The sequence below is a fragment of the Microcystis sp. genome (assembly GCF_048564745.1).
Classification (GTDB): Bacteria; Cyanobacteriota; Cyanobacteriia; order Cyanobacteriales; family Microcystaceae; genus Microcystis; species Microcystis ichthyoblabe_A.
This window is the reverse complement of the sequence record NZ_JBLZRT010000018.1, coordinates 1-21,422: the sequence shown is the minus strand read 5'-3', so window position 1 is coordinate 21,422 and position 21,422 is coordinate 1. Positions and strand designations below refer to the sequence as shown.

The window sequence follows — 21,422 nt, the reverse complement described above, 5'->3', positions numbered from 1 at the left end:
GAAGTTCATATTTAACAGAAATTATGCTGAGGTTCACCTAAAATATGAGGAAAGAGATTAATGTCCAGATTAGAAGGAGTGTTTAACCTTGTTAGAGAGTCAAAAACCACCTCGGATTTACTGCTTTCAAGCTGATTATCTTGCCTCCCAACAATTTAACCCCCAAGAGATTCCCGCTTGGTTATCTTTAGAAGTAAACTGGCAGGGTTATAGAATTCATACCCTACCCTGGGTAGCAGATGTAGCTAGGGTATTAGGATTATTAGCGATCGAAGATACCCCTCAAGGGTGGCAAGATCATTTAGAAAGCTTGGGATTAGCCAAAATTAGGTTAATGGACAGCGAGGAGTTTTTTGAGGATAAATCTTTATCGGGATGTTAAAAATGCCCTATAATTGGCAATTTAGTGATGATTCTACCAGTCAATTTATGCCCTATAAACTACTCTTTGTCTGTTTAGGAAATATCTGTCGTTCTCCCGCTGCCGAGAATATCATGGCTTATCTGATTGAACAAGAAGGATTAAGTAATAAAATCCTCTGTGATTCTGCGGGGACTGCCGGTTATCATATCGGTTCTCCTCCTGATTCTCGCATGAATACGGCGGCCAAAAAACGCGGTATTCCTCTACAAGGGACAGCTAGACAATTTACCCGCGAGGATTTCGAGAATTTTGATCTAATCTTAGCCATGGATAAATCCAATTATCAAGATATTTTATCCCTAGATCGGACAGGAAAATATCAAGAAAAGGTCAAGTTAATGTGTGACTATGCTCGTTATCACCCAGAAAAAGAAGTTCCCGATCCCTACTACGGTGGTCGGGAAGGTTTTGACTGCGTAATCGAGCTACTTTTAGACTCCTGTGGCAGTCTTTTAGAGGAAGTAAAAAACAAAATTTAAGTTTTTTCTTTCAGCTAATCGATTAATCTATGTTCGAGGGAAAAACGAACCAATTCTGCCCGATTGTTAGTAGTTGTTTTTCTGAGTAAACTACTAACATATTTCTCGATCGTGCGAGAACTAAGATGCAGTTTTTGCCCAATTTCACTGTTAGAAAGTCCCCAGGCTAAATGTTCTAACACTTCCCGCTCGCGATTAGTTAACTTAAAATCGTCCTGTAAAGCAGAAGTTAAAACATCCCTAGTTTTGGGGCTTTCTTCTGGTTTTAATTTCTGATATTGACGTTCACTTTGCACCATTTGCGATCGCTCTAAAAGATTGCGAATAACTGCTTTTAATTCCTCCATCTCAAAAGGTTTAGGAAGATAGATATCACAACCCACTTGATAACCGCGAATTCTTTCCTCTGTTGACCCTCTTTCAGTTAAAAAAATTACTGGTAATAACCTAAATTCTGGCTGTTGCCGCACCTTAGTCACCAAAGAATAACCGTCCAAACGCGGCATTTTGATATCCGATACCAAAAGATGGGGATGATAGGTATCCAATAAAGTCAAAGCTTCCAAACCATTACTCGCCGCTACCACACTATAACCTGCTAATTCTAAATAGTCTTTGACCGCTAGGCGGATACCGGGATCATCATCGGCAATTAGAATCAAAAGAGGCATAGAAATCAACAGGACAAGGTTTTTTCGTTATTAATAGCCTAGCACCCTCCGCTCGTCACAATTGTCCATCAAGCTACAGAGGCCGTTGTAACTGATATTATACTAGCAGTTAGCAATCAGCCTTTTCAGTAATCAGATGTGAGTTTTCAGCTTTTTTCTCCCCAACTCCGGCACTCCCCCACTCCCCCAACCCCTTTTTTACTTTTTACTTAAGATGACAGATTATTTAGTTTCCCTGACAATTTGGGCGGGTATTTACGCGATTTTTGCCCTCGGTTTAAATCTACAATGGGGATTTACTGGCTTAATTAACTTTGGTCACGTTGCTTTTGCCACTTTAGGGGCTTATGCAACGGTTTTATTGACTTTACAGGGTGTACCGATGATTTTTGCCGCCATTGTCGGGGCGCTCCTAGGGGCATTGTTGGGATTAGCCATCGGTTTTTCCACCCTGAGATTAAGGGCCGATTATCTAGCGATTGTCACCATCGGGGTGTCTGAGTTAATTCGTTTGCTGGTGCTTAACGAGGATTGGTTAACGAAGGGCAGTTTCGGACTACAACGTTATCCCCTACCTTTGGATATAAATCCCAGTTTTCCCGTCAAATTATTAATTATTGCCCTGTTTACCCTGCTTGCTATCTTTGCTCTCTGGCAATTGGGGCGCAATCTGCAACGACAATGGCGCGAAGCGGGGCAAATTAGCGGCAAAAGCTATCAACCGACGCAAAAGAGAGCTTTAATCTTTTGGGGGCTGTTAGGGGCGATAATCCTGCTTTTTCTGTATATAAACGGTGTAATTGCCTTGAATGACTATAATTACAAAGCCGGGCTGATGGTGGTAGTTTTAGTCCTCCTCGCTCTCGTTTATACTGGTTTAGAATTACTTTTGCGATCGCCTTGGGGACGCATCCTCAAAGCGATTCGGGAAGATGAAGAAATTCCCCGGGCTTTAGGAAAAAATGTCTTTTGGTATAAGTTACAATCTTTGATGTTAGGCGGTGCGATCGCTGGTTTGGCCGGGGCTTTTTTAGCATGGCAATTAACCACTATTTACCCGACTAATTTTGAACCGTTATTGACATTTAACGCTTGGATTATTATCATTCTCGGTGGCTCTGGTAGCAATGCCGGCACCTTACTAGGAGCGGTAATTTTCTGGGCTTACGATTCCCTGACTCGCTTTATTCTGCCCCGATTAGATATTTTTAATGATAGCCAATTAGGGGCTTTACGGATTATGATTATCGGTCTGCTGCTCATGGTTTTAATGATCTGGCGCCCCCAGGGTATCCTCGGCAAAAAAGAGGAGTTAACTTTGGGAAAATAATTTCAGTTATCAGTTATCAGTTATCAGTGATTAGTTAACAGTGATTAGATTTGAATATTAAGTGAACAGTATTAAATAACAGTTGTCTAAGGACTTAAGCAAAATTAATTACACATTTAAATAATCCTATTGCCTATTGCCTATTGCCTGTCTCAACTAAGAAATTTATTTCCCACGACTACTTACTGTCTTTTCACTGATTACTGTTTAATGTTTACTGATAACTGATGTTTATCTGATCAATTATGTTACTTTCTGCCAAAGGATTATCGAAAAGTTTTGGAGGCATTCGCGCCGTCAATAATGCTTATTTGGATGTGCCGCAGGGCAGTATCACCGGGTTAATCGGACCAAATGGAGCCGGCAAAACCACACTTTTTAACCTTTTATCTAATTTTATTCGCCCAGATAAAGGAGAAGTTTTTCTTGATGGTCAGCCAATTCATCAGCTGCCTCCCTATCAAATTGCCCTAAAAGGATGTGTGAGAACTTTTCAAGTAGCAAGGGTATTATCCCGATTAACGGTGTTAGAAAATATGCTCTTAGCTAGTCCTGGACAAACGGGCGAAAATTTTCTCAAAGTCTGGTTTCAGGGGGCAAAAATTCGCCAACAGGAACAGGAAAATCGCGCCAAAGCTTTGGAGATATTAGATTCGATCGGTCTGGTAGAGAAAGCGCAGGATTATGCGGGGGCGTTATCGGGAGGACAGCGGAAATTATTAGAGATTGGCCGAGCGCTAATGACCGAGCCAAAATTAATTTTATTAGATGAACCGGCCGCCGGAGTTAATCCCACTTTAATCGGTCAAATCAGCGACCATATTATCGAGTGGAATCGTCAGGGAATTACCTTTTTAATTATCGAGCATAATATGGATGTGATTATGTCCCTTTGTCACTACGTTTGGGTATTAGCAGAAGGGACAAATTTAGCCGATGGCATTCCCAGCGAAATCCAAAAAAACGAGCGGGTTTTAAAGGCTTATTTAGGAGACTAAAGCTAATTTTTGCACCTGTTCAACAAAGTTAGCCAGAATTTTTAAGCCATTAGTCGAGGATTTTTCCGGGTGAAACTGCACCGCCACCAAACGCTCACGAGCGATCGCTGCCGTCACCGTTTGACTGCCGTGGGTGACGGTGGCGGCAGTTAGATGACTATCAAGGGGATCGACATAATAGGAATGGACAAAATAGACGTGAGGGTGCGGGGGTAATCCCTGCCAAAGAGCATGATCCGGCTGGGTGAAGTCTAATTGATTCCAACCCATGTGGGGAATGGTAATGCCAGGTTCCGAGCGAAAACGGCGCACTGTCCCCGGAATAACCCCTAAACCCGCCTCTTGTCCTTCCTCTGATGAGTCAAAGAGAATTTGTAAACCGAGACAGATACCGAGAAAGGGTTTACCGTTAGCGATCGCTGCTTTGATCGGTTTTTCGAGATGACGGGCCCGAATTTGCCGGACAGCAGGATCAAAAGAACCGACTCCGGGTAAGACAATAGCGTCAGCTTTTTCGAGATCGAGGGGAGAATCGGTAATTTTCGGCACTGCACCCACGGTTTCCAGTCCTTTACAGGCAGAGTGCAGATTTCCCATGTCATAATCGATGACAGCTATTAAGGTCATTGCTATATACTGATCAGGCGATGACCTTATTTTAGAGCAATCACGCCGCTAAATTAGGTCTTGACTCAAAAAGCAATTAAGGTCATTGTTATATACTGATCATCCGAAAGTTTCTAAAGCCATAGCCTCTCCGTTTTCTTAGTTGAAGTTGCCAACGAAAGCCAAACACCAGAGCCTATTTACTAGGAGAGCGGGAAGCAGAGAGAAAAAATCCCTAACCGAGCAGTATTGACGGACCCGCCATCACCCCGACAATTTGTCGGTCTAACTGTTCTAAATTTTCCGCCGGTTCAAGGCAGCATAACCCTTGACAAATTAACCCAAATGTGCTAGGGGGCAAACTGTCATCGACTCGATACACCGCAGTGGGCAAATAGCGACCTAACAGCGGCTCGATCGAGCTTTCCGGGGCGCGCAGACAGAAACCGTGAAGATAGTGATCGAGGGCAACAAATAAACTGGGGCAAGCGGTGGGGGACTGTTCTAGGATGGTACTAAAAGATTGCAAGGCCTTTTCGGCCCGATCGAGATATTCTAGATTTTCCGTCAATCGCGACAGACGCACTAAATTAGCGATCGCAATTCCGTTGGCTGAAGGGGTGGCATTATCCGTATAACCTCGTTCTCGCACGATCAGATCGAGACTATGATCGGAAGCAGTATTAAAATATCCCCCCTCATCCTCGGCCCAAAACCAGCGATCAAATTCCCCTTGTAGATCGATAGCCGCCTCTAACCAGCCAGTTTCTTGGGGTTTAGCGGTTTGCAAGTCCAGCAAAGCCTTAATAAAATAGGCAAAATCCTCCGATTGGGCCAAAACCGAGGCCTGACCCTGATAATTCAAGCGCTGAAAACGTCCATCTAACCACTGATGCTGGAGAATAAACTCGGCCGCGACCGTAGCCATTTGCCAGTACAAAGGTTCGCCAAAGACGGCAAAGGCCCGGGCTAAACCGGAAATCATCAAACTATTCCAAGCGACGATCATTTTCGTATCCGTTACCGCCGGAATCCGTCCCGGCCAAGAGACAGTTTTCGCCTCCTGATTGTCTCTGGCCGGGGGAAAAAGAGCTAATTGGGCTTGAGAACTGCCATAACGCCGAATAAATAACTTATCGAGCATATTTTCTATCTCCTCCCCTAATTCTCCCCCTTGCCGACGTTGCAGCACATTACGACCCTCAAAATTCCCCTCGGCAGTGACGGTAAAATTAGCCTGCAGCAGCCCCAATTCCTCGGTCGAGAGATAATCCCTTAACGACCGATCCGACCAGACATAAAAGGCCCCTTCCTCCGGTTCCCCATCCGTGGCCTTCTCAAAACTATCGGCATCTTGGGCCGCATAAAAATAGCCTTCTGGGGCGGTCATTTCCCGTTTTAGCCAGTTAACCGTGCCTTTAATCCCTCTCTCAAAGGCCGCTTCTCGATTACCCGCACTCCACAAATTGGCTAAATATTCGACAATTTGCCCGTTATCGTAGAGCATTTTTTCAAAATGGGGAACTGTCCACGTCGAATCCACCGTATAACGATGGAATCCTCCCCCTACATGGTCATAGATTCCCCCCAGGGCCAGATCTTCCCCCCGTTGATAGGCCGCTTGCCGGAGGGAATCCTCAAAATCGTCACCAAAGCGACTACCCTGCAAAGCCAGATGAGAATATGGAATCATCGGAAAACTGGGCCGACCGTAATTATTGGGATTAACCCGAATCACCGCCGTATTTGTCTCGATTCCTGTGGCTAAAAGGGAAGGTTCGGCTAAATTGGTCTCTGCTCGCGGTAAAATAGCCGATTGACGCAGTGCGCCCAGCATTTCGGCCGTGAATTTGCTTAATTTTTCCTTTTCCTCGTCATAATAGCGACGTACAGATTGCAACACTTGCAGAAAACCGGGCCGGTTAAAGCGCGGTTGCACGGGAAAATAGGTGCCACCATAGAAGGGAATTAAACTATCGGGTGTTAGGAAGACATTCAGAGGCCAACCCCCTTGACCGACCATCATCTGCAATGCTTGCATATAGATACTATCGATGTCCGGTCTTTCCTCGCGATCAACTTTGATCGGCAAAAAATACTGATTGAGATAATCGGCAATGGCTCGATCGGAAAAAGCTTCTCCTTCCATAACCGTACACCAATGACAGCTAGAATAACCGATCGAGAGAAAGATCGGTTTATCTTCTCTCCTGGCAATTTCTAGGGCGCTGTCACACCAATACCACCAATCGATCGGGTTTTCGGCGTGTTTTCGCAGGTAAAGACTTTCGGATGCAGCCAGATGATTAGCCATGGGAAAAGGGGTATTTTTGCTCTTGCTGCTTATTAGTTTAAGCTAATTAGAGACTAACCGGAATCAAGCTTCTGCTCATGCTGAAAACTTCGATCGCACTAGGATTTTTTCTCACTCAATCTTTGTCCCTTAACCCGGAAGTGCAGGGGGTGGCTAATCATTTAATTGGGGTGATGGATACGACGCAACAAGCGCAGACTAACCCCCGCATTGCTAAGGTGCAAATGACCACCTGTGCCGTGGATTTTTCCCCCAAACAGGATAGTATTTATCTTTATCAGGAACAGGCAATTATCGATCGCTTAAATCAACCCTATCGTCAAAGAATTTTAGTCATTCAACCTAGCCCCGATAATTCCACTGTGGAATCAAAAGCTTATAAGTTAAATAATGCCCCTAACTTTATTAATTTTTGTAACAAAGACTTGACAGAAAGAAAATTAAATGTATCAGATTTGGCCGAGTCGGTGTGTACTGTGTTTTTAAAACCGATAGCGGGGGGTTATCGGGGAGAAACTCCCCCCCAGGGTTGTCCCACTAATGCCAGAGGTGCGGTGAAAATAACTAATACAATTATTCTACATTCCCAGGGCATGGATACCAGCGATCGAGGTTATGATAGCAGCGGGCAGCAGGTATGGGGAGCGCAGGATAATTTCTATCAATTTCGCTGGCAAAAACCCTAAAATCGGCTTTCTTGTTTCATTAATGCCACATCGGCAGCAAAATAGGTCAAAATCAAATCGGCCCCCGCTCGTTTCATACTGATTAAAGTTTCCAAAATCAGGCTTTTTTCGTCAATCCAGCCCTGTTTTGCCGCCGCTTTAATCATTGCGTATTCACCACTGACGTTGTAAGCGGCGACGGGAAGATGGCTACTATCGCGCAGACGACGGATAATATCGAGGTAGGCCAGAGCGGGCTTAACCATAATAATATCTGCCCCTTCTGTTATGTCTAAACTGGCTTCCCGTAACGCTTCCCGACTATTAGCCCCATCCATTTGATAGGTTTTCTTATCACCAAATTTTGGGGCTGATTCTAAGGCATCTCGGAAGGGACCATAATAAGCAGAGGCATATTTAGCCGTATAAGCGAGAATTCCCACATCCAGATAGCCAGCCGCATCTAAAGCTCGACGGATCGCCCCGACCCTACCATCCATCATATCGGAAGGAGCGACGAAATTAGCCCCGGCTGCCGCTTGCGAGAGCGACATTTTCACTAAAACTTCCAGGGTTTCATCGTTGAGAATTTTACCGTCCTCCACAATACCATCATGACCATAAATCGAAAAAGGATCGAGGGCCACATCGGTAATAATAATTATTTCAGGTACTTCTTTTTTGATCGCTTTCACTGCCCTTGGCACTAAACCATCGGGATTATAACTTTCTCTACCGAAATTATCTTTTTTATCTTCGGCAATCAGGGGGAAAAGAGCGATGGCATTAATGCCTAAATTATAAGCATTAACCACTTCTTTGAGCAATAAATCAAGGGAATAACGATAACAATCGGGCATAGAAGGAATAGCCACCTTTTGATTTTCTCCCTCCATGATAAAGAGGGGATAAATCAAGTCATTAACGGTTAATTCGGTTTCACGAACAAGACTGCGAATCGCTGGAGTATAACGAAGACGACGGGGACGAATCAGCATGATAACAGCGCGTCAAAAATAAAAAGTAAACAGTAAATAGCTGGTTTTGCTCTAGTTTTTTACCTAGGAAAAAACTGGGGATAGGACGATCAAATAATCCCAATCCCCCTGAGTAATTAGTGAAAATCGGGACTATGACGAATCAAACTCATAAACTCTTGACGAGTCTTAGCAGAATCGGCAAAAATACCGCGCACGGCACTCGTAGAAGTCCAAGAACCGGGTTTTTCAACCCCGCGCATTACCATACACATATGAGTCGCTTCAATCACCACAGCTACCCCTTGAGGTTGTAGTAATCCCTGCAAAGCATCGGCAATTTGTGCGGTTAAACGTTCCTGTACTTGCAGTCGTCTGGCGTACATTTCACAGATGCGGGCAATTTTCGATAAACCGATCACTTTCCCGTTAGGAATATAGGCAACATGAGCGCGGCCGATAATTGGTAAAATATGGTGTTCACAGGAGCTAAAAATATCGATGTCTCGGATTAAAACCATCTCGTTAGCATCCTCGTGAAAAACTGCCCCATTCAGCAATTCATCCAGGGATTGCTGATAACCAGAAGTGAGAAATTTTAGGGCTTTTACTACTCGTTTGGGAGTGTCTCGTAAACCTTCGCGATCGGGATCTTCTCCTAATCCTAACAGCAGTGTTCGTACCGCTTGCATCATCTCGGCTTCTGATACCGGCGATTTAGGTTCGGTAATCACTTCGGGAAAGTGATTGTAGTCATCATTGTCAAAAATTGCTTTGGACTTAGCTAAGGTCATAGATATTTTTATGGACTCCAATAGTTAATTGATCGGCCGAGTTTTCTGATTTTACCAATGTTAATAAATACCCTTTGCTAGAGTATTTATTTTTCTGGGCATCTAGACGATAACTAATGAAAGCTATCGGGTTATTCCCTCGTCTTTGGGTTTATCTCCGTGGGGAAATATTGAGGGCAGGATTTTAATACATAATTAATCTATCTTGTCAAGTAGTTCATGTGTTTGCTTGAGTGGTTTGCTTGGAATGATAATCGTTATCATTTTAACAAAAAATTTAGATTTACCAACAAAAATTTTGTCGCCAGATAAATATAGTCCCGTTAAGTTATTTAACTTATTTTGAAGATATAGGCATATTTTGCGATTTTATCGCCTATATTCAGCAATATTACTGATTTTTTGCTATTCTTCCTCCGAGTATCAATTCGCCGGAGAAGCAAGGCGATCGAGAAAGAGGATTCCTTCCAGATGATCCTATTCGTGTTGAAAGATACCCCAAGCTAACTAAAAATCTTTTCGAGCGCGTTTTTCCTGCGATCGGGATCTAATTCGATATATCGCTGTAAATTCGCGATTGAAGGGTGGCCGCTCACAGCTTGAACAGTCTGGAGGTCGGTTCCCTGGCGTGACAATTCGGTGATACAACCCACATTCCGCACTTCAAATTGTAGTATAACTGGTAGCATATAAAATGAAAAATCAATTAAGTATTTATACTTGTAGTCTCAGGGGAGAAAAAGTGAGAAACTAAAAAGCTTCTCAAAAAATATTCAAGTCAAGAAAAATGTCAAATTAGGAGTAGATCAGCGAGAGAAAATAACATTTTGATCGCTAATTGCTTACTATCAGTCTTAACCAAATTCTTAAATATTGCTGAAATCGTTTAAAACTGACTGAAAGTATTGGCTAATTTATCAGCAATTCCCTCGATCCAAATTTCATCTTGTTTAGTATAACTGCGCGGCGCATTTGCCGCCAAAATTAACACCCCTTCCTTACCGATGGGTTGACAGATTAAGCCTTGGGTGTTTTCTGGCAAATAGTCAAACTCGATTTTAGCGGGATATAAATTTAAATTAACTAAATAAACGGCTTTACCGGTTTCTAAAACTCTTTTGATAATATTACTAACTTTAACTTCAGAATTCTGGCTTAAGATACCGCGACGTAAGAGAACTTGTCCCCGATAATAAACGATCAGAGATTTTGTTGCGGTGTTAGTTAAAAGTAAATGGGAAGCCCAGGCAAGCTCAATTTTAACCGGTTCTGGCAAATCTGGGGCAAATTCCAGGCCTTCACGCCCGATTAATTCCACAGCATCCGGTAAGCGGGGTTGAACTCTTTGCCAGATTAAACCCACCAAAATTAAAACCCCACTCAAAATCACTCCCATCACATCGGAACGCGCTTGCGATGGGGTTAAATCGGCAGTGGCAAAACGATTAAACATTAATACCGTACCCCCGACGATGCCGGCGAACAGGGGTAACAGTCTTAAAATACGATTGGGATCAGCTTGTACCATAGCTGAGAACTATTCCTCGTCTGGTTCTAGAATACGTTGAAAAAGATAGCCTGTACCTCTAGCGGTGAGAATTAACTCAGGATTGCTGGGATCATCCTCTAATTTGGCTCGTAAACGGGAAATATGCACATCTACCACCCGCGTATCCACATGACGTTCGGGGGTATAACCCCAAACTTCCTGAAGGATTTCCGAGCGCGAAAAAGCTTCTCCCGATCGACTGACCAATAATTCTAGTAAACTAAATTCCATACCGGTCAGACGGATGCGTTCATCTCCCTTATACACTTGGCGTTTATTGGTATCGATTTTAATCGAACCGATATGAATCACACCGGAACTGGGAATCCCCGGGGCGCCATTTTTCTCTACCCGACGCAACACCGAACGAATCCGCGCTTCGAGTTCTTTGGGAGAAAAAGGTTTAACTACATAGTCATCCGCGCCCAATTCTAGCCCAGTAATTCGATCGGCCACATCCCCCAAAGCCGTTAACATAATGATAGGAATATCCGATTCTTTGCGGAGTTCCTGACAGACACCGTAACCGTCTAATTTCGGCATCATCACATCCAAAACCACTAAATCGGGTTCGGCGGTGCGGAAGGTTTCTAAAGCTTCCTCGCCGTCGGCGGCGGTGACGACTTCATAACCAATCATCGACAAACGAGTCTCTAAGATACGACGGATGCTGGCTTCATCATCAACAACGAGAATTTTTTCCTTCTGGTTCTCCAACTGAATTAACACTCCTTAGTTAAATAGTGTGATGAATTTTAAAGTTAAATAACGAGCGTTCCTGTTTATAGAATATCCCTTTGCCGTTATCATTAAGCCTAAATTTCCTATTTTATTTCTTTTATGGCAATTATCAATAACTTTAGGGTCTTGCTTACCCTATATCATACTTAACTAAATTTGACAAGAGAATTGATCCCCAAACCGCTTTTCTTCAACTTTTCTTAAAAAACATGGCGAAATCGCGAACAATATATATCTGTAGCGCTTGCGGGGCGGAATCTCCCCAATGGTTGGGAAAATGCCCCAGTTGTGACACCTACGGGACGCTAGAAGAACAAGTGACAGCTGGTGGCAATAATCCGGCGGTAAATCGCCCAGGATGGCAAAATAGTCGCCCAAATAACGGCAAAGGACAACGCAACCCGCAGCCGCGCATCTCGGTGCGCTTCTCGGAAATTACCCAGTATGAACAGGAACGTTTTCCCTCCGGTTACGGGGAATTCGATCGCGTTCTCGGTGGTGGCATTGTCCCCGGTTCTCTTGTACTAATCGGCGGCGATCCGGGTATCGGCAAATCGACGCTTTTACTGCAAGTTACCAACCAACTCGCCCAAAGATTACCGCGCATCCTCTACGTTTCCGCTGAAGAATCGGGACAACAGATTAAACTGCGGGCTGCCCGTTTGGGGGTGGGAGTGGTTCCCGTGGAGTCGGAAAATAACGGCAATGGCAAGGAAAAAAAAGCCTCTGAATCAACTGCAGAACTCGATAATCATCTCTATGTTTTGCCAGAAACCGATTTAGAGGAAATTTTGCGAGAATTAGAATCTTTACGCCCACAGGTGGCGGTAATTGACAGTATTCAAACTCTTTATTTTGGGGCGTTAACTTCCGCACCGGGATCCGTCGCCCAAGTTCGCGAATGTACCTCCGCCTTGATGCAGGTGGCAAAACGGGAGAATATTACTTTATTAATTGTCGGTCATGTGACTAAAGAAGGAGCGATCGCTGGTCCGCGAGTTTTGGAACATTTGGTCGATACGGTGTTATATTTTGAAGGCGATCGCTATGCCTCCCATCGTCTCTTAAGATCTGTGAAAAACCGTTTTGGGGCAACCCATGAGATCGGTATTTTCGAGATGGTGGATCACGGTTTGGTGGAAGTGGAAAACCCCTCAGAATTGTTTTTAGGCAATCGCGACGAATTTTCCCCGGGTACGGCGACGGTGGTAGCCTGTGAAGGTACACGCCCGATTGTGGTGGAGTTACAGGCATTAGTTAGCCCTACCAGCTATGCTTCCCCCCGAAGATCGACTACTGGCATAGAATACAACCGATTACAGCAAATTCTCGCCGTTTTAGAAAAGCGCGTCGGTATTCCTTTATCGAAATTAGATGCCTATGTTGCCTCCGCAGGAGGGTTGGGAGTGGAAGAACCGGCGGCGGATCTGGGAGTTGCGATCGCTGTTGTCGCCAGTTTTCGCGATCGAGTTGTGGATCCGCGCACAGTTTTAATCGGGGAAGTGGGATTAGGCGGACAAGTGCGCTTGGTGTCGCAAATGGAACTAAGATTAAAAGAAGCGGCTAAATTGGGCTTTAAACGGGCGATTGTCCCCAGAGGTCAAGTTTATCCCGAAGATGTGGGCTTAGAAATTGTTCCAGTCGGCAAGGTAATCGAGGCAATTGTCGCCGCAATTCCCCCCCAGCAGCGCTTTGGGGAAGATATGGAAGACGAGGAAGGGGAAGGGCAAGAATAACGGTACAATGCTAAAAAAGATTAAATTACTTGGGAGATTTTCACCATGTCTGTGTTAGCTGTTGCTGCTTTAGCGGGTTATCTGATCGTTTTTACCGGAATTGCCCTCGGTCTCTTTTTCGGTCTGCGCGCCGCTAAAATTATCTAGTATATAAACAGTAAAAAAGCTGTAGTGATCGGTTTAACTGATCACTATTGCCCATTCTAGGGGAAATAAAAAATGACTGTTATTCCCGACTTTAAAACTCTCTACGAAATTGATGATTCTCTCTGGTTGGAAGAAACCATCGAACTCTTGAAAGCGAAAAAATTTGACGCTTTAGATTTAGACAATTTAATCGAGGAGTTAGAAGACTTGGGGAACGAAAAAAGGTTTCGTGTTGCCAGTTTTTTACAGCAAATTATTAGACATTGTTTATTGTTACAATTTTGGATAAGCGAAAGAGAATATAGTCAGGCTCATTGGCAAGCAGAGATAGTAAGTTTTCAATATCAGTTAAAGCGCTATTTAACCACAAATCTTCGTCAATACCTAGAACAGGAATTTGAGCAAATTTACTTTGAGTCCGTGCGATACGTTCGTAAAAAAACTGATAATAAAGTCAACTTTCCCGATACTTGTCCCTACAGTTTAGAAGAACTTCTCGATCCCAATTGGCTGCCACCTTACGAATAAAGGAGATGATAATGACTGTTATTCCCAACTTAAAAACTCTCTATGAGATTGATGATTCCCTCTGGTTAGAAGCAACCATAGAACTCTTGAAGAATAAAAGATATGAAGCTTTAGATTTAGAAAACTTAATCGAGGAGTTAGAAGACTTGGGAAACGAAAAAAGGTTTCGTGTTGCTAGTTTTTTACAGCAAATTATTAGACATGGTTTATTATTACAATTTTGGACAAGGGAAAGAGAATATAATCAAGCTCATTGGGAATCAGAACTGGTAAATTTTCAAGATCAATTAAATACCTACCTAACGGCAAGTTTACGGAAATATTTAGAACAAGAATTTGATAATATTTATCAGAAGGCACTCCGTTATGTGAGAAAAAAGACCAACAATCAAGTCATTTTTCCCGATACTTGTCCCTACAGTTTAGAAGAACTTCTCGATCCTAATTGGCTACCATCTGACAATCAAGGAGATAAAAAATGACTGTTATTCCCGACTTAAAAACTCTCTACGAAATTGATGATTCTCTCTGGTTAGAAAAAACTATCGAATTCTTAAAAGCGAAGAGATTTGACGCTTTAGATTTAGACAATTTAATCGAGGAGTTAGAAGACTTGGGAAACGAAAAAAAGTTTCGTGTTGCTAGTTTATTAGAGCAAATTATTAGACATTTCTTACTCCTACAGTTCTGGACAGAGGAAAGAGCATATAATCAGGATCACTGGGAGTTAGAAATAGTCAACTTTCAAATTCAGCTAAAAAGACGTTTAACCACTAATCTCTGTAATTATTTACAAAATGAGTTAACTAACATTTATGAAGATGCAGTTTTCTTTGTGCGGAAAAAGACAAAAAATAAAGTTACTTTCCCCGATAGTTGTCCCTACAGTTTAGAAGAACTTCTCGATCCTAATTGCCTGCCATCTTATCATCAAGGAGATAAAAAATGACTGTTATTCTCAACTTAAAAACTCTCTACGAAATTGATGATTACCTCTGGTTAGAAGAAACTATAGAACTTTTGAAGAATAAAAGATATGAAGCTTTAGATTTAGAAAACTTAATCGAGGAGTTAGAAGATTTAGGAAGCGAGAAAAAGTTTCGTGTTGCCAGTTTATTAGAGCAAATTATCAGACATTGTTTACTCCTACAATTTTGGGAAGATGAAAGAACATATAATCGTAGTCATTGGCGCTCAGAAATTGTCAATTTTAAAAACCAGATCGATACTTATTTAACTACTAATCTCCGCAATTATCTCACTCAAGAATTACCTCGCATTTATCAGAAAGCCTTAAATTATGTTAGAGAAAAAACCGATAATCAAGTTAGTTTTCCTGGGGAATGTCCCTACAGTTTAGAAAATCTCCTTGATCTCGATTGGTTTCCTCCAGAAAATGAATAAAGGAAAAAACGAAATGCTGAAAAAGTTTCTACGTTGGCTGATTATTGGGGGAACCTTATTTTTTGTTCTCAGTAACCTTAAAAATAACTGGGATAACGTCACCTCAGTTAGAATTGAAAATCATGGCTGGTTATTTCTTTTCTTGGCACTTGTAACCACCGTTATTGCTCAAATTTGGGCAGGATGGGTGTGGACATGGATACTCAAAAGCTATCAACAACCGATTAAAACCTCCGCAGGAATTGGCATCTATATGATTACCAATTTAGGAAAATATCTACCCGGTAATATCGGTCACTTTTATGCTCGCATCGTGGCAATTAATAAAGCAGGAAGTGATTGGGGAACCGCTAGTTTAAGCGTTTTATTAGAACTTTTATTACTGGTATGTGCAGCCTTAGCCATAGCAGTTATTGCTAGTGGTTTAGGTTGGATGAAATCTAGCTCAAGTCTAGGGATACAGATATTAGTTTTAGGATTAATTTTAATTGGCATTCATCCCAAATTTTTAAATTATCCTCTCAAAATCCTTAGCAAAAAGAAAAAGATTGCTCAAGAACCTGTTTATCTAACTAAATATCCTCTCGTCCCCCTCTTGGGTGAAACTGGATTTTTATTGTGGCGCGGTGCGGGTTTTATTTTAGCTTGGATGGTATTAAAAATGATTACCCCCGCTCAGATTTTACCCCTACTAGGAACCTTTAGTTTTGCTTGGTTATTGGGTTTAGTTGTCCCCGGAGCGCCGGGAGGACTAGGAGTGTTTGAAGCTACAGTAATCGCACTTTTAGACACAGAAAAATTTCCCGCTGCTAACGTACTTGTCACCGTTGCGATCTATCGTTTAATTAGCATTCTCTCCGAAGTCATTGCCGCCGGAATCGGGACAAAATTAGTTAAAGATAAAGCCAAGTTTTTTGGTTAGCTTAAGGATATTAGTCGGGTGTGTTAGCCCGATGTAACGCACCCAGAAGAAAAGTTTTGATCATTGTTAAGCCAAGATAATTTCCTCAACTCCTAACATCTATCTCCTCACTCCTAAATTCTGATGTAACATAGGATCAATAATCAGCAAAAACATGGATACTCCCACCTAGAGAGGCCGAAAAAATGACGATTGCCAAAAGCGACGAAACTGCCACCTCTCCGGCACTGATAGAAGAAGATTTCGAGGACTTCTGGGAACCCCCCCCACCCCCCACAGACTTAATTTTTGATGATGGTGAACCATTGGAAAGCAACCGACACCGCATTGCCATGAATGTCTTGATTCGCTCCCTACAGCAGGGTTACGGCGAACGAGACGACTTCTACACCGGTGGCAATATGTTTATTTATTTCAGCCGTGAACAGGCGAAAAATCGCGATTTTCGCGGGCCAGATTTCTTCGCTGTCCTCAATGTCGATGGCAAGAGAGAGCGACAGGGTTGGGTAATTTGGGAAGAAGAGGGACGTTATCCCGACGTTATCGTAGAATTAACCTCTCCTAGTACCGCCAGAACCGATAAAGTGCGAAAAAAAGCCATTTATGAGGGAACCTTCCGCACGCCAGATTATTTCATCTACGATCCTTTCGATGGCAATTCTTTACAAGGATGGCATTTAGGGGCCGACCAACGCTACCATTCTTTAGAACGAAACGAGCGCGGCTGGTTATGGTGCGAAAGCTTAGGCTATTGGTTGGGAACTTGGCAGGGGACTATTGACCGAGAAACGGCAATTTGGGCGAGATTTTATGACCCAGAAGGCAATTTAATCCCCTTGCCAGAAGAAGCGGCCCAGGAGCAAGCAGCCGCAGCCCAGGAGCAAGCGGCTGCAGCACAGGAGCAATTAAATGCTACTCAGCAAGCTCTGGAAGAGGAAAGACAGCGTTCTCAACAGCTGGCGGCTCGTTTGCGAGAAATGGGGATAGAGCTATAGTATAGCTGTATTTGTTTAGGTGAGGAGGTAAACTACTGGTGTTCCTCCTCCCTCAAAGTCGGTTAATTTCTCCTTTCACGGTTGAGGGAGCCTGTAATCCCAGTGTATTTGAAATCTAGCGCGACACCTGTTTGCTGCTTTGATTACCTTTTGGACAGTGGGTAATTATTGATCAGATTTTTCTTTTATTCTTCCTTAAACAGTAAACAGTGAACTGAAAACTCAAATCTGATAACTGATAACTGATAACTGATAACTGTCTCAACCAGGAAATTTATTTGGCACGACTACTTATATGTCTAATCTATCTTTGGGCGCACAACCCCCCCTCGAATTTATCCACCCTGACCTTAATCCCTTGCTTTTAAGGGGATGTCAAATCTTTTTACCTCTCTGGTTACAAACTAAAACCAATTTAAGAGAAATTTCCGCCGCCAATCTAGAAACTTTAATCACATTTTATCAAAAAAGTCAAGAGAAAAAAGTCCGTTTACTGCTGGCTTTTCGTCATCCCAGTATTAACGATCCCTACTGTATGGCCTATCTTTTGTGGAAATTAGTACCCAAAAAAGCCAAAGAGTTAGGAATAAAATTACCAGCACCCATTCACGCTCATTTTATGTACGATCGAGGGATTCCTTTATGGGCTGGAGAAAGGGTAGGATGGTTATATTCTAAGTTAGGTGGCACACCAATTCAACGGGGAAAAGCCGATTTAATCGGATTGCGATCGGCTCGTCGTTTATTATTAGAAGGAGATTATCCTCTAGCTGCCGCTCCGGAAGGGGCAACTAACGGACATAATGAGCTTGTCAGTGCTATTGAACCGGGTATTTCTCAATTGGCTTTTTGGGGTGTGGATGATGTCAAAAAAGCTAAACAACAGCAGGAAGTAATTATTTTACCTATTGGTATTCAGTATTTTTATTTGACTCCAGTGTGGCCAGAAATCGAGCAAATTTTAACTAATTTAGAAACCGATAGCGGTTTAGAAACAATCCCGAATTCATCCTCAAAAGAAAAGGTTTTATACGAGCGTCTTTTTCGGTTAGGAGAAAGATTATTATCTTTAATGGAGGATTTTTATCGAGATTTCTACTATCAATCTTTGCCAGTAGTGCCTGCCAATGGTGATGATCCAAACGAAACCCTAGCCAAACGTTTAGCCAATTTATTAGATGTGGCCTTACAAACCGTAGAAAAGTATTTTAATGTTTCTCCTAATGGTAATGTAATCGATCGCTGTCGTCGTTTGGAACAAGCAGGATGGGAACGCATTTATCGGGAAGAATTAAAACCCACTCATTCTATTTCTCCCCTTGAATTAGGATTAGCTGATCGCCTGGCCGATGAAGCTAATTTAAAAATGTGGCACATGAGAATTGTGGAAAGTTTCGTGTCAGTAACTGGTTATTATGTCAAAGAAAAACCCACCGTAGAAAGATTTGCCGAGACAATTCTCTTACTCTGGGATTTAGTGACAAGAATTAAGGGAGGTAATCCCTTTTTCCGTCCCCAAATTGGTCAACAAAAAGCTATAATAACTATTGGTAAACCTATTTCCGTATCCGAGCGCTATGGCGATTATAAAAGTGATCGACGCTCGGCCGTAGCACAATTAACCCAAGATTTACAAACCAGTTTAGAAAGTTTAATTATTCATCAGTAGATAATTAATATCAAAATGTTTTAATTTTTTCTTCTATCTATGAGCAAATATAAAACTTTGCATATCAAAGAATCTATCTCTCTTTTAAAAGTCTATCTGCTAGAGGCCGAAAAAACTCAGCCGATACAAGCATTGATTGATTTTAAAACATCTCAGTCTTATAATATTAGACAGTTTGCTCAATTTTCAGATTATAGCTATAGCACATTATACAAGTGGTTTAGTCGTTATCGTCAGCAAGGAATTAGAGAATTTATCAAAGTTAATCCTCTAGAATCAACCATTGGAGAAACATTAATTAATCGAGACGGTGAAGTTGTTTTTTACCAAGAAATATTTAATGATAAACAAAGTGAATATTTGCTAAATATTTTACAAAATGAGATAGCTTGGCGACAGGATTATATAAAAATGATGGGGCAAACCTTACCTCTACCTCGATTAACTGCTTGGTATGGCGATTCAGATAAATCCTATACTTATTCAGGAATTAATATGAATCCTCTGGCTTGGACAGATACCTTATTATATATTAAAGAGAGAGCGGAAACTCTAGCAGGTACGAAATTTAACAGCGTGCTTCTGAATTTTTATCGAGATGGTCGAGATAGCGTCGCTTGGCATAGTGATGATGAACCAGAATTAGGCAAAAATCCAGTTATCGCATCGGTTAGTTTTGGAAGTACAAGGAGATTTTCACTTAAACACAAACAGGAGGAAGATATTATCAATCTTGATCTAACATCAGGTAGTTTGCTCATCATGCGCGGAGCAACTCAACACCACTGGTTGCATCAATTACCCAAAACTAATCACAATATTTCTGCGAGAATTAATCTTACTTTCAGGACTATTATCTAACCATGAACGAACTTGACAACTTATATGATTTAATTCTAGAAAATTTAAGTTCTCTGAATAAATCCCAGGGAAAAAGTCTTAATATTCAATCTTACTTACAATCTTTGCAACCTGATGTTAAACGACTAAGAAGTAGTTTTCATACTAATCATGTAAGTGTAGATTATTCTAATTATAACACTCAGGCTGCTTACTTACTGGCTTACTATCCTCATTATGTAGAAATGACTTATCGAGCTTTGGAAAGCTTGCAACAAAAAGACCCTAGTTTGATGCAGCTAGTTTTTGACAAAAAACATCTCAAAGTTTGTTTATTTTGTGCGGGTGCTGCACCTGAAGCTCTTGGTTTATTAAGTTTTGTACGACAATTTTACCCAGAAGTAAAATCTATAGTTATCTATTCCTACGACCTATATTCTGATACTTGGCGAACGAGTCAAGACATCACTAAAAATATAATCAACAATTGCTTTAAAGACTATCATTTTGCCTTGTTAACTCGTACTTTAAATATAAATTATGTTAAGGATGTAACGAAGATAATGCCTACAATTGAAAGCACTGATATTTTTATGCTTCAAAATTGCTTAAATGAACTTAAAACTAATCAATTACAAAGCATTATTTTTTTGCTTAATTATCAACCAGAAAGAAGTTTACTATTGATTAATGATTTAAAAAAACATAAAATAGCCCAAAATATGGAAAGGCAGATACAAAGTAAAATTTCATACACAAAATTAGAAAGTAAACGAGAATATAATCAAGAAATATTTAGACAATTTGCTGGTGGCAATGACTTTAAATCTTCCTTAAAACTACCATCAATTTTAAGAGAAAATTTACTAACAGGAGAAGATGGACTAATTCCAAGAGAGAAGACTAGCTACAGTTATGTATGTGTCTACAAAGTTTTCTCTGATGTAGGAAACTCTCCTGAATTAGATACTTTTTATAATTCTGGTGATTTGTCAGAACAAGTTAACCGATTACCAACTCAGTTTAATAGTTTTGATGTTAAGCTAGAACAGTTATTAGCTGTTGAAAGTAATTATTTAAAAATTTCTGAGATTGTAGAATCCTATGATCAAAAATTAGAGGAATTTCAGACAACCTTACAAAAGGAAAAAGATACAATACAAGCAGATTTAGAAACTCTTATATCTAATATACAAAATCTTGAGACTAAGAACTCGAAACAAGAAATTAAGTTAGAGGAAATTGAGCGCAGACTGAATCGTTTTGAGGAAGAACGAAAAAACTTAACACGGCAACTAGAGAGAAATCGCAAAGCCGTTATATTCGCTATTTTAATTAGCTTGCTAGGGGTGATTTTAGGAGTTATTGCTCTATTTCAATGAAAATAATAGACAATAGACCTCTTGCATAATTTTTTTATGGTATAATATAAGGTCTTGCTTTTTTCTCAATTCTTAGATTGAAGTGGAAAAAAGAATAAAATGTGATCTTAGGTCAGGAAATCATTTATAATTTTGCTATGTTTATTAGCAAAATTATGGATTATCAAAACTTATCAGATGAACAATTCAAACGCCGTTTCGGTGTGTATAAACAAACATATAGAAAGATGGTAGAATCAGTAAAAAGTGTT

Annotated in this window: 24 protein-coding genes and 2 pseudogenes; 17 read left to right on the top strand and 9 right to left on the bottom strand. The window is 41.4% G+C overall.

Translation table 11 applies throughout. The annotated features are described in order from the left end of the window. Window positions 1-88 precede the first annotated feature (88 nt). Both ACOCD9_RS03175 and ACOCD9_RS03170 read left to right on the top strand, forming a co-directional pair. Window positions 89-382 (top strand): hypothetical protein, encoded by a 294-nt coding sequence (locus ACOCD9_RS03175; protein WP_190723683.1) that lies wholly within the window; start codon window positions 89-91, stop codon window positions 380-382. A gap of 2 nt (window positions 383-384) precedes the next feature. Then, window positions 385-903: a low molecular weight protein-tyrosine-phosphatase gene (locus ACOCD9_RS03170; protein WP_419546349.1), complete on the top strand. Its 519-nt coding sequence runs from the start codon at window positions 385-387 to the stop codon at window positions 901-903. 14 nt (window positions 904-917) lie between these two features. On the opposite strand, the gene ACOCD9_RS03165 is transcribed toward ACOCD9_RS03170, so the two are convergent. Continuing rightward, window positions 918-1,574, bottom strand: a complete 657-nt coding sequence (locus tag ACOCD9_RS03165) for a response regulator transcription factor (protein WP_287703802.1) — start codon at window positions 1,572-1,574, stop codon at window positions 918-920. Between the two features lie 214 nt (window positions 1,575-1,788). Between ACOCD9_RS03165 and ACOCD9_RS03160 the strand changes: the two genes are divergently transcribed. Both ACOCD9_RS03160 and ACOCD9_RS03155 read left to right on the top strand, forming a co-directional pair. Further along, window positions 1,789-2,904, top strand: a complete 1,116-nt coding sequence (locus ACOCD9_RS03160; protein WP_419546347.1) for a branched-chain amino acid ABC transporter permease — start codon at window positions 1,789-1,791, stop codon at window positions 2,902-2,904. 245 nt (window positions 2,905-3,149) lie between these two features. Further along, window positions 3,150-3,902: an ABC transporter ATP-binding protein gene (locus ACOCD9_RS03155; RefSeq protein WP_419546346.1), complete on the top strand. Its 753-nt coding sequence runs from the start codon at window positions 3,150-3,152 to the stop codon at window positions 3,900-3,902. On the opposite strand, the gene hisH is transcribed toward ACOCD9_RS03155, so the two are convergent. Then, window positions 3,891-4,529, bottom strand: coding sequence for an imidazole glycerol phosphate synthase subunit HisH (hisH, locus tag ACOCD9_RS03150; RefSeq protein WP_287703804.1), 639 nt, complete (start codon window positions 4,527-4,529; stop codon window positions 3,891-3,893). The two genes, ACOCD9_RS03155 and hisH, sit on opposite strands and share 12 nt — an antisense overlap. 214 nt (window positions 4,530-4,743) lie before the next feature. Then, the gene (locus ACOCD9_RS03145; RefSeq protein WP_419546345.1) at window positions 4,744-6,822 is read right to left on the bottom strand and encodes a thioredoxin domain-containing protein; all 2,079 of its coding nucleotides are present in this window, start codon (window positions 6,820-6,822) and stop codon (window positions 4,744-4,746) included. Window positions 6,823-6,899: 77 nt separating this feature from the next. On the opposite strand from ACOCD9_RS03145, the gene ACOCD9_RS03140 reads away from it, so the two are divergent. Continuing rightward, entirely contained in the window at window positions 6,900-7,508 is a 609-nt protein-coding gene (locus ACOCD9_RS03140) for a chromophore lyase CpcT/CpeT (RefSeq protein WP_419546344.1), read from the top strand. Here the strand turns inward: ACOCD9_RS03140 and hemB are convergent. The 6 genes and pseudogenes from hemB to rpaB all read right to left on the bottom strand — a co-directional run bounded on the left by hemB (window position 7,505) and on the right by rpaB (window position 11,524). Next, window positions 7,505-8,485 carry a porphobilinogen synthase gene (gene hemB, locus ACOCD9_RS03135; protein WP_287703810.1) on the bottom strand — a complete coding sequence of 327 codons (981 nt, stop codon included), beginning with the start codon at window positions 8,483-8,485 and terminating at the stop codon, window positions 7,505-7,507. The two genes, ACOCD9_RS03140 and hemB, sit on opposite strands and share 4 nt — an antisense overlap. Before the next feature lie 116 nt (window positions 8,486-8,601). After that, a complete protein-coding gene (gene folE, locus ACOCD9_RS03130) occupies window positions 8,602-9,258 on the bottom strand; it encodes a GTP cyclohydrolase I FolE (protein ID WP_002752393.1) in 657 nt (218 codons plus the stop codon). A gap of 423 nt (window positions 9,259-9,681) precedes the next feature. Beyond that, a pseudogene (locus ACOCD9_RS03125) lies at window positions 9,682-9,753 on the bottom strand (peptide deformylase); the annotation flags it as partial. Between the two features lie 8 nt (window positions 9,754-9,761). Continuing rightward, window positions 9,762-9,947, bottom strand: a complete 186-nt coding sequence (locus ACOCD9_RS03120; RefSeq protein WP_287703813.1) for a hypothetical protein — start codon at window positions 9,945-9,947, stop codon at window positions 9,762-9,764. Window positions 9,948-10,144: 197 nt separating this feature from the next. Continuing rightward, window positions 10,145-10,786, bottom strand: coding sequence for a cofactor assembly of complex C subunit B (locus ACOCD9_RS03115; protein WP_419546343.1), 642 nt, complete (start codon window positions 10,784-10,786; stop codon window positions 10,145-10,147). A 9-nt stretch (window positions 10,787-10,795) separates the two neighbouring features. After that, window positions 10,796-11,524, bottom strand: coding sequence for a response regulator transcription factor RpaB (gene rpaB, locus ACOCD9_RS03110; RefSeq protein ID WP_002781934.1), 729 nt, complete (start codon window positions 11,522-11,524; stop codon window positions 10,796-10,798). Window positions 11,525-11,757: 233 nt separating this feature from the next. Here rpaB and radA point away from each other — a divergent pair, with 233 nt between their 5' ends. The 12 genes and pseudogenes from radA to ACOCD9_RS03050 form a co-directional block, all read left to right on the top strand. Continuing rightward, window positions 11,758-13,284 (top strand): DNA repair protein RadA, encoded by a 1,527-nt coding sequence (gene radA, locus ACOCD9_RS03105; RefSeq protein ID WP_419546342.1) that lies wholly within the window; start codon window positions 11,758-11,760, stop codon window positions 13,282-13,284. A 45-nt stretch (window positions 13,285-13,329) separates the two neighbouring features. Continuing rightward, complete coding sequence (gene petL / locus ACOCD9_RS03100) at window positions 13,330-13,431, top strand: cytochrome b6-f complex subunit PetL (protein WP_002791324.1); 102 nt, start codon at window positions 13,330-13,332, stop codon at window positions 13,429-13,431. Between the two features lie 72 nt (window positions 13,432-13,503). Then, window positions 13,504-13,959 carry a DUF29 domain-containing protein gene (locus tag ACOCD9_RS03095; protein ID WP_002781932.1) on the top strand — a complete coding sequence of 152 codons (456 nt, stop codon included), beginning with the start codon at window positions 13,504-13,506 and terminating at the stop codon, window positions 13,957-13,959. Between the two features lie 11 nt (window positions 13,960-13,970). Next, a complete protein-coding gene (locus ACOCD9_RS03090) occupies window positions 13,971-14,441 on the top strand; it encodes a DUF29 domain-containing protein (RefSeq protein WP_419546341.1) in 471 nt (156 codons plus the stop codon). After that, the gene (locus tag ACOCD9_RS03085) at window positions 14,438-14,908 is read left to right on the top strand and encodes a DUF29 domain-containing protein (protein WP_287703823.1); all 471 of its coding nucleotides are present in this window, start codon (window positions 14,438-14,440) and stop codon (window positions 14,906-14,908) included. The genes ACOCD9_RS03090 and ACOCD9_RS03085 overlap by 4 nt, the downstream gene beginning before the upstream one ends. Further along, window positions 14,905-15,363, top strand: a complete 459-nt coding sequence (locus tag ACOCD9_RS03080) for a DUF29 domain-containing protein (RefSeq protein WP_287703825.1) — start codon at window positions 14,905-14,907, stop codon at window positions 15,361-15,363. Before ACOCD9_RS03085 ends, ACOCD9_RS03080 begins: the two co-directional genes overlap by 4 nt. After that, complete coding sequence (locus tag ACOCD9_RS03075; RefSeq protein WP_287703827.1) at window positions 15,356-16,285, top strand: lysylphosphatidylglycerol synthase transmembrane domain-containing protein; 930 nt, start codon at window positions 15,356-15,358, stop codon at window positions 16,283-16,285. The genes ACOCD9_RS03080 and ACOCD9_RS03075 overlap by 8 nt, the downstream gene beginning before the upstream one ends. 185 nt (window positions 16,286-16,470) lie before the next feature. Next, the gene (locus ACOCD9_RS03070) at window positions 16,471-17,280 is read left to right on the top strand and encodes a Uma2 family endonuclease (RefSeq protein ID WP_287703829.1); all 810 of its coding nucleotides are present in this window, start codon (window positions 16,471-16,473) and stop codon (window positions 17,278-17,280) included. Window positions 17,281-17,575: 295 nt separating this feature from the next. Continuing rightward, on the top strand, window positions 17,576-18,949 hold the full coding sequence (locus ACOCD9_RS03065; RefSeq protein WP_287703831.1) for a 1-acyl-sn-glycerol-3-phosphate acyltransferase: 1,374 nt from the start codon (window positions 17,576-17,578) through the stop codon (window positions 18,947-18,949). A gap of 39 nt (window positions 18,950-18,988) precedes the next feature. Then, window positions 18,989-19,810, top strand: a complete 822-nt coding sequence (locus ACOCD9_RS03060; RefSeq protein ID WP_287703832.1) for an alpha-ketoglutarate-dependent dioxygenase AlkB — start codon at window positions 18,989-18,991, stop codon at window positions 19,808-19,810. 2 nt (window positions 19,811-19,812) lie between these two features. Then, window positions 19,813-21,171, top strand: coding sequence for a hypothetical protein (locus tag ACOCD9_RS03055; RefSeq protein WP_419546340.1), 1,359 nt, complete (start codon window positions 19,813-19,815; stop codon window positions 21,169-21,171). 137 nt (window positions 21,172-21,308) lie between these two features. Continuing rightward, window positions 21,309-21,422 (top strand): annotated as a pseudogene (locus ACOCD9_RS03050) (IS5/IS1182 family transposase); the annotation flags it as partial.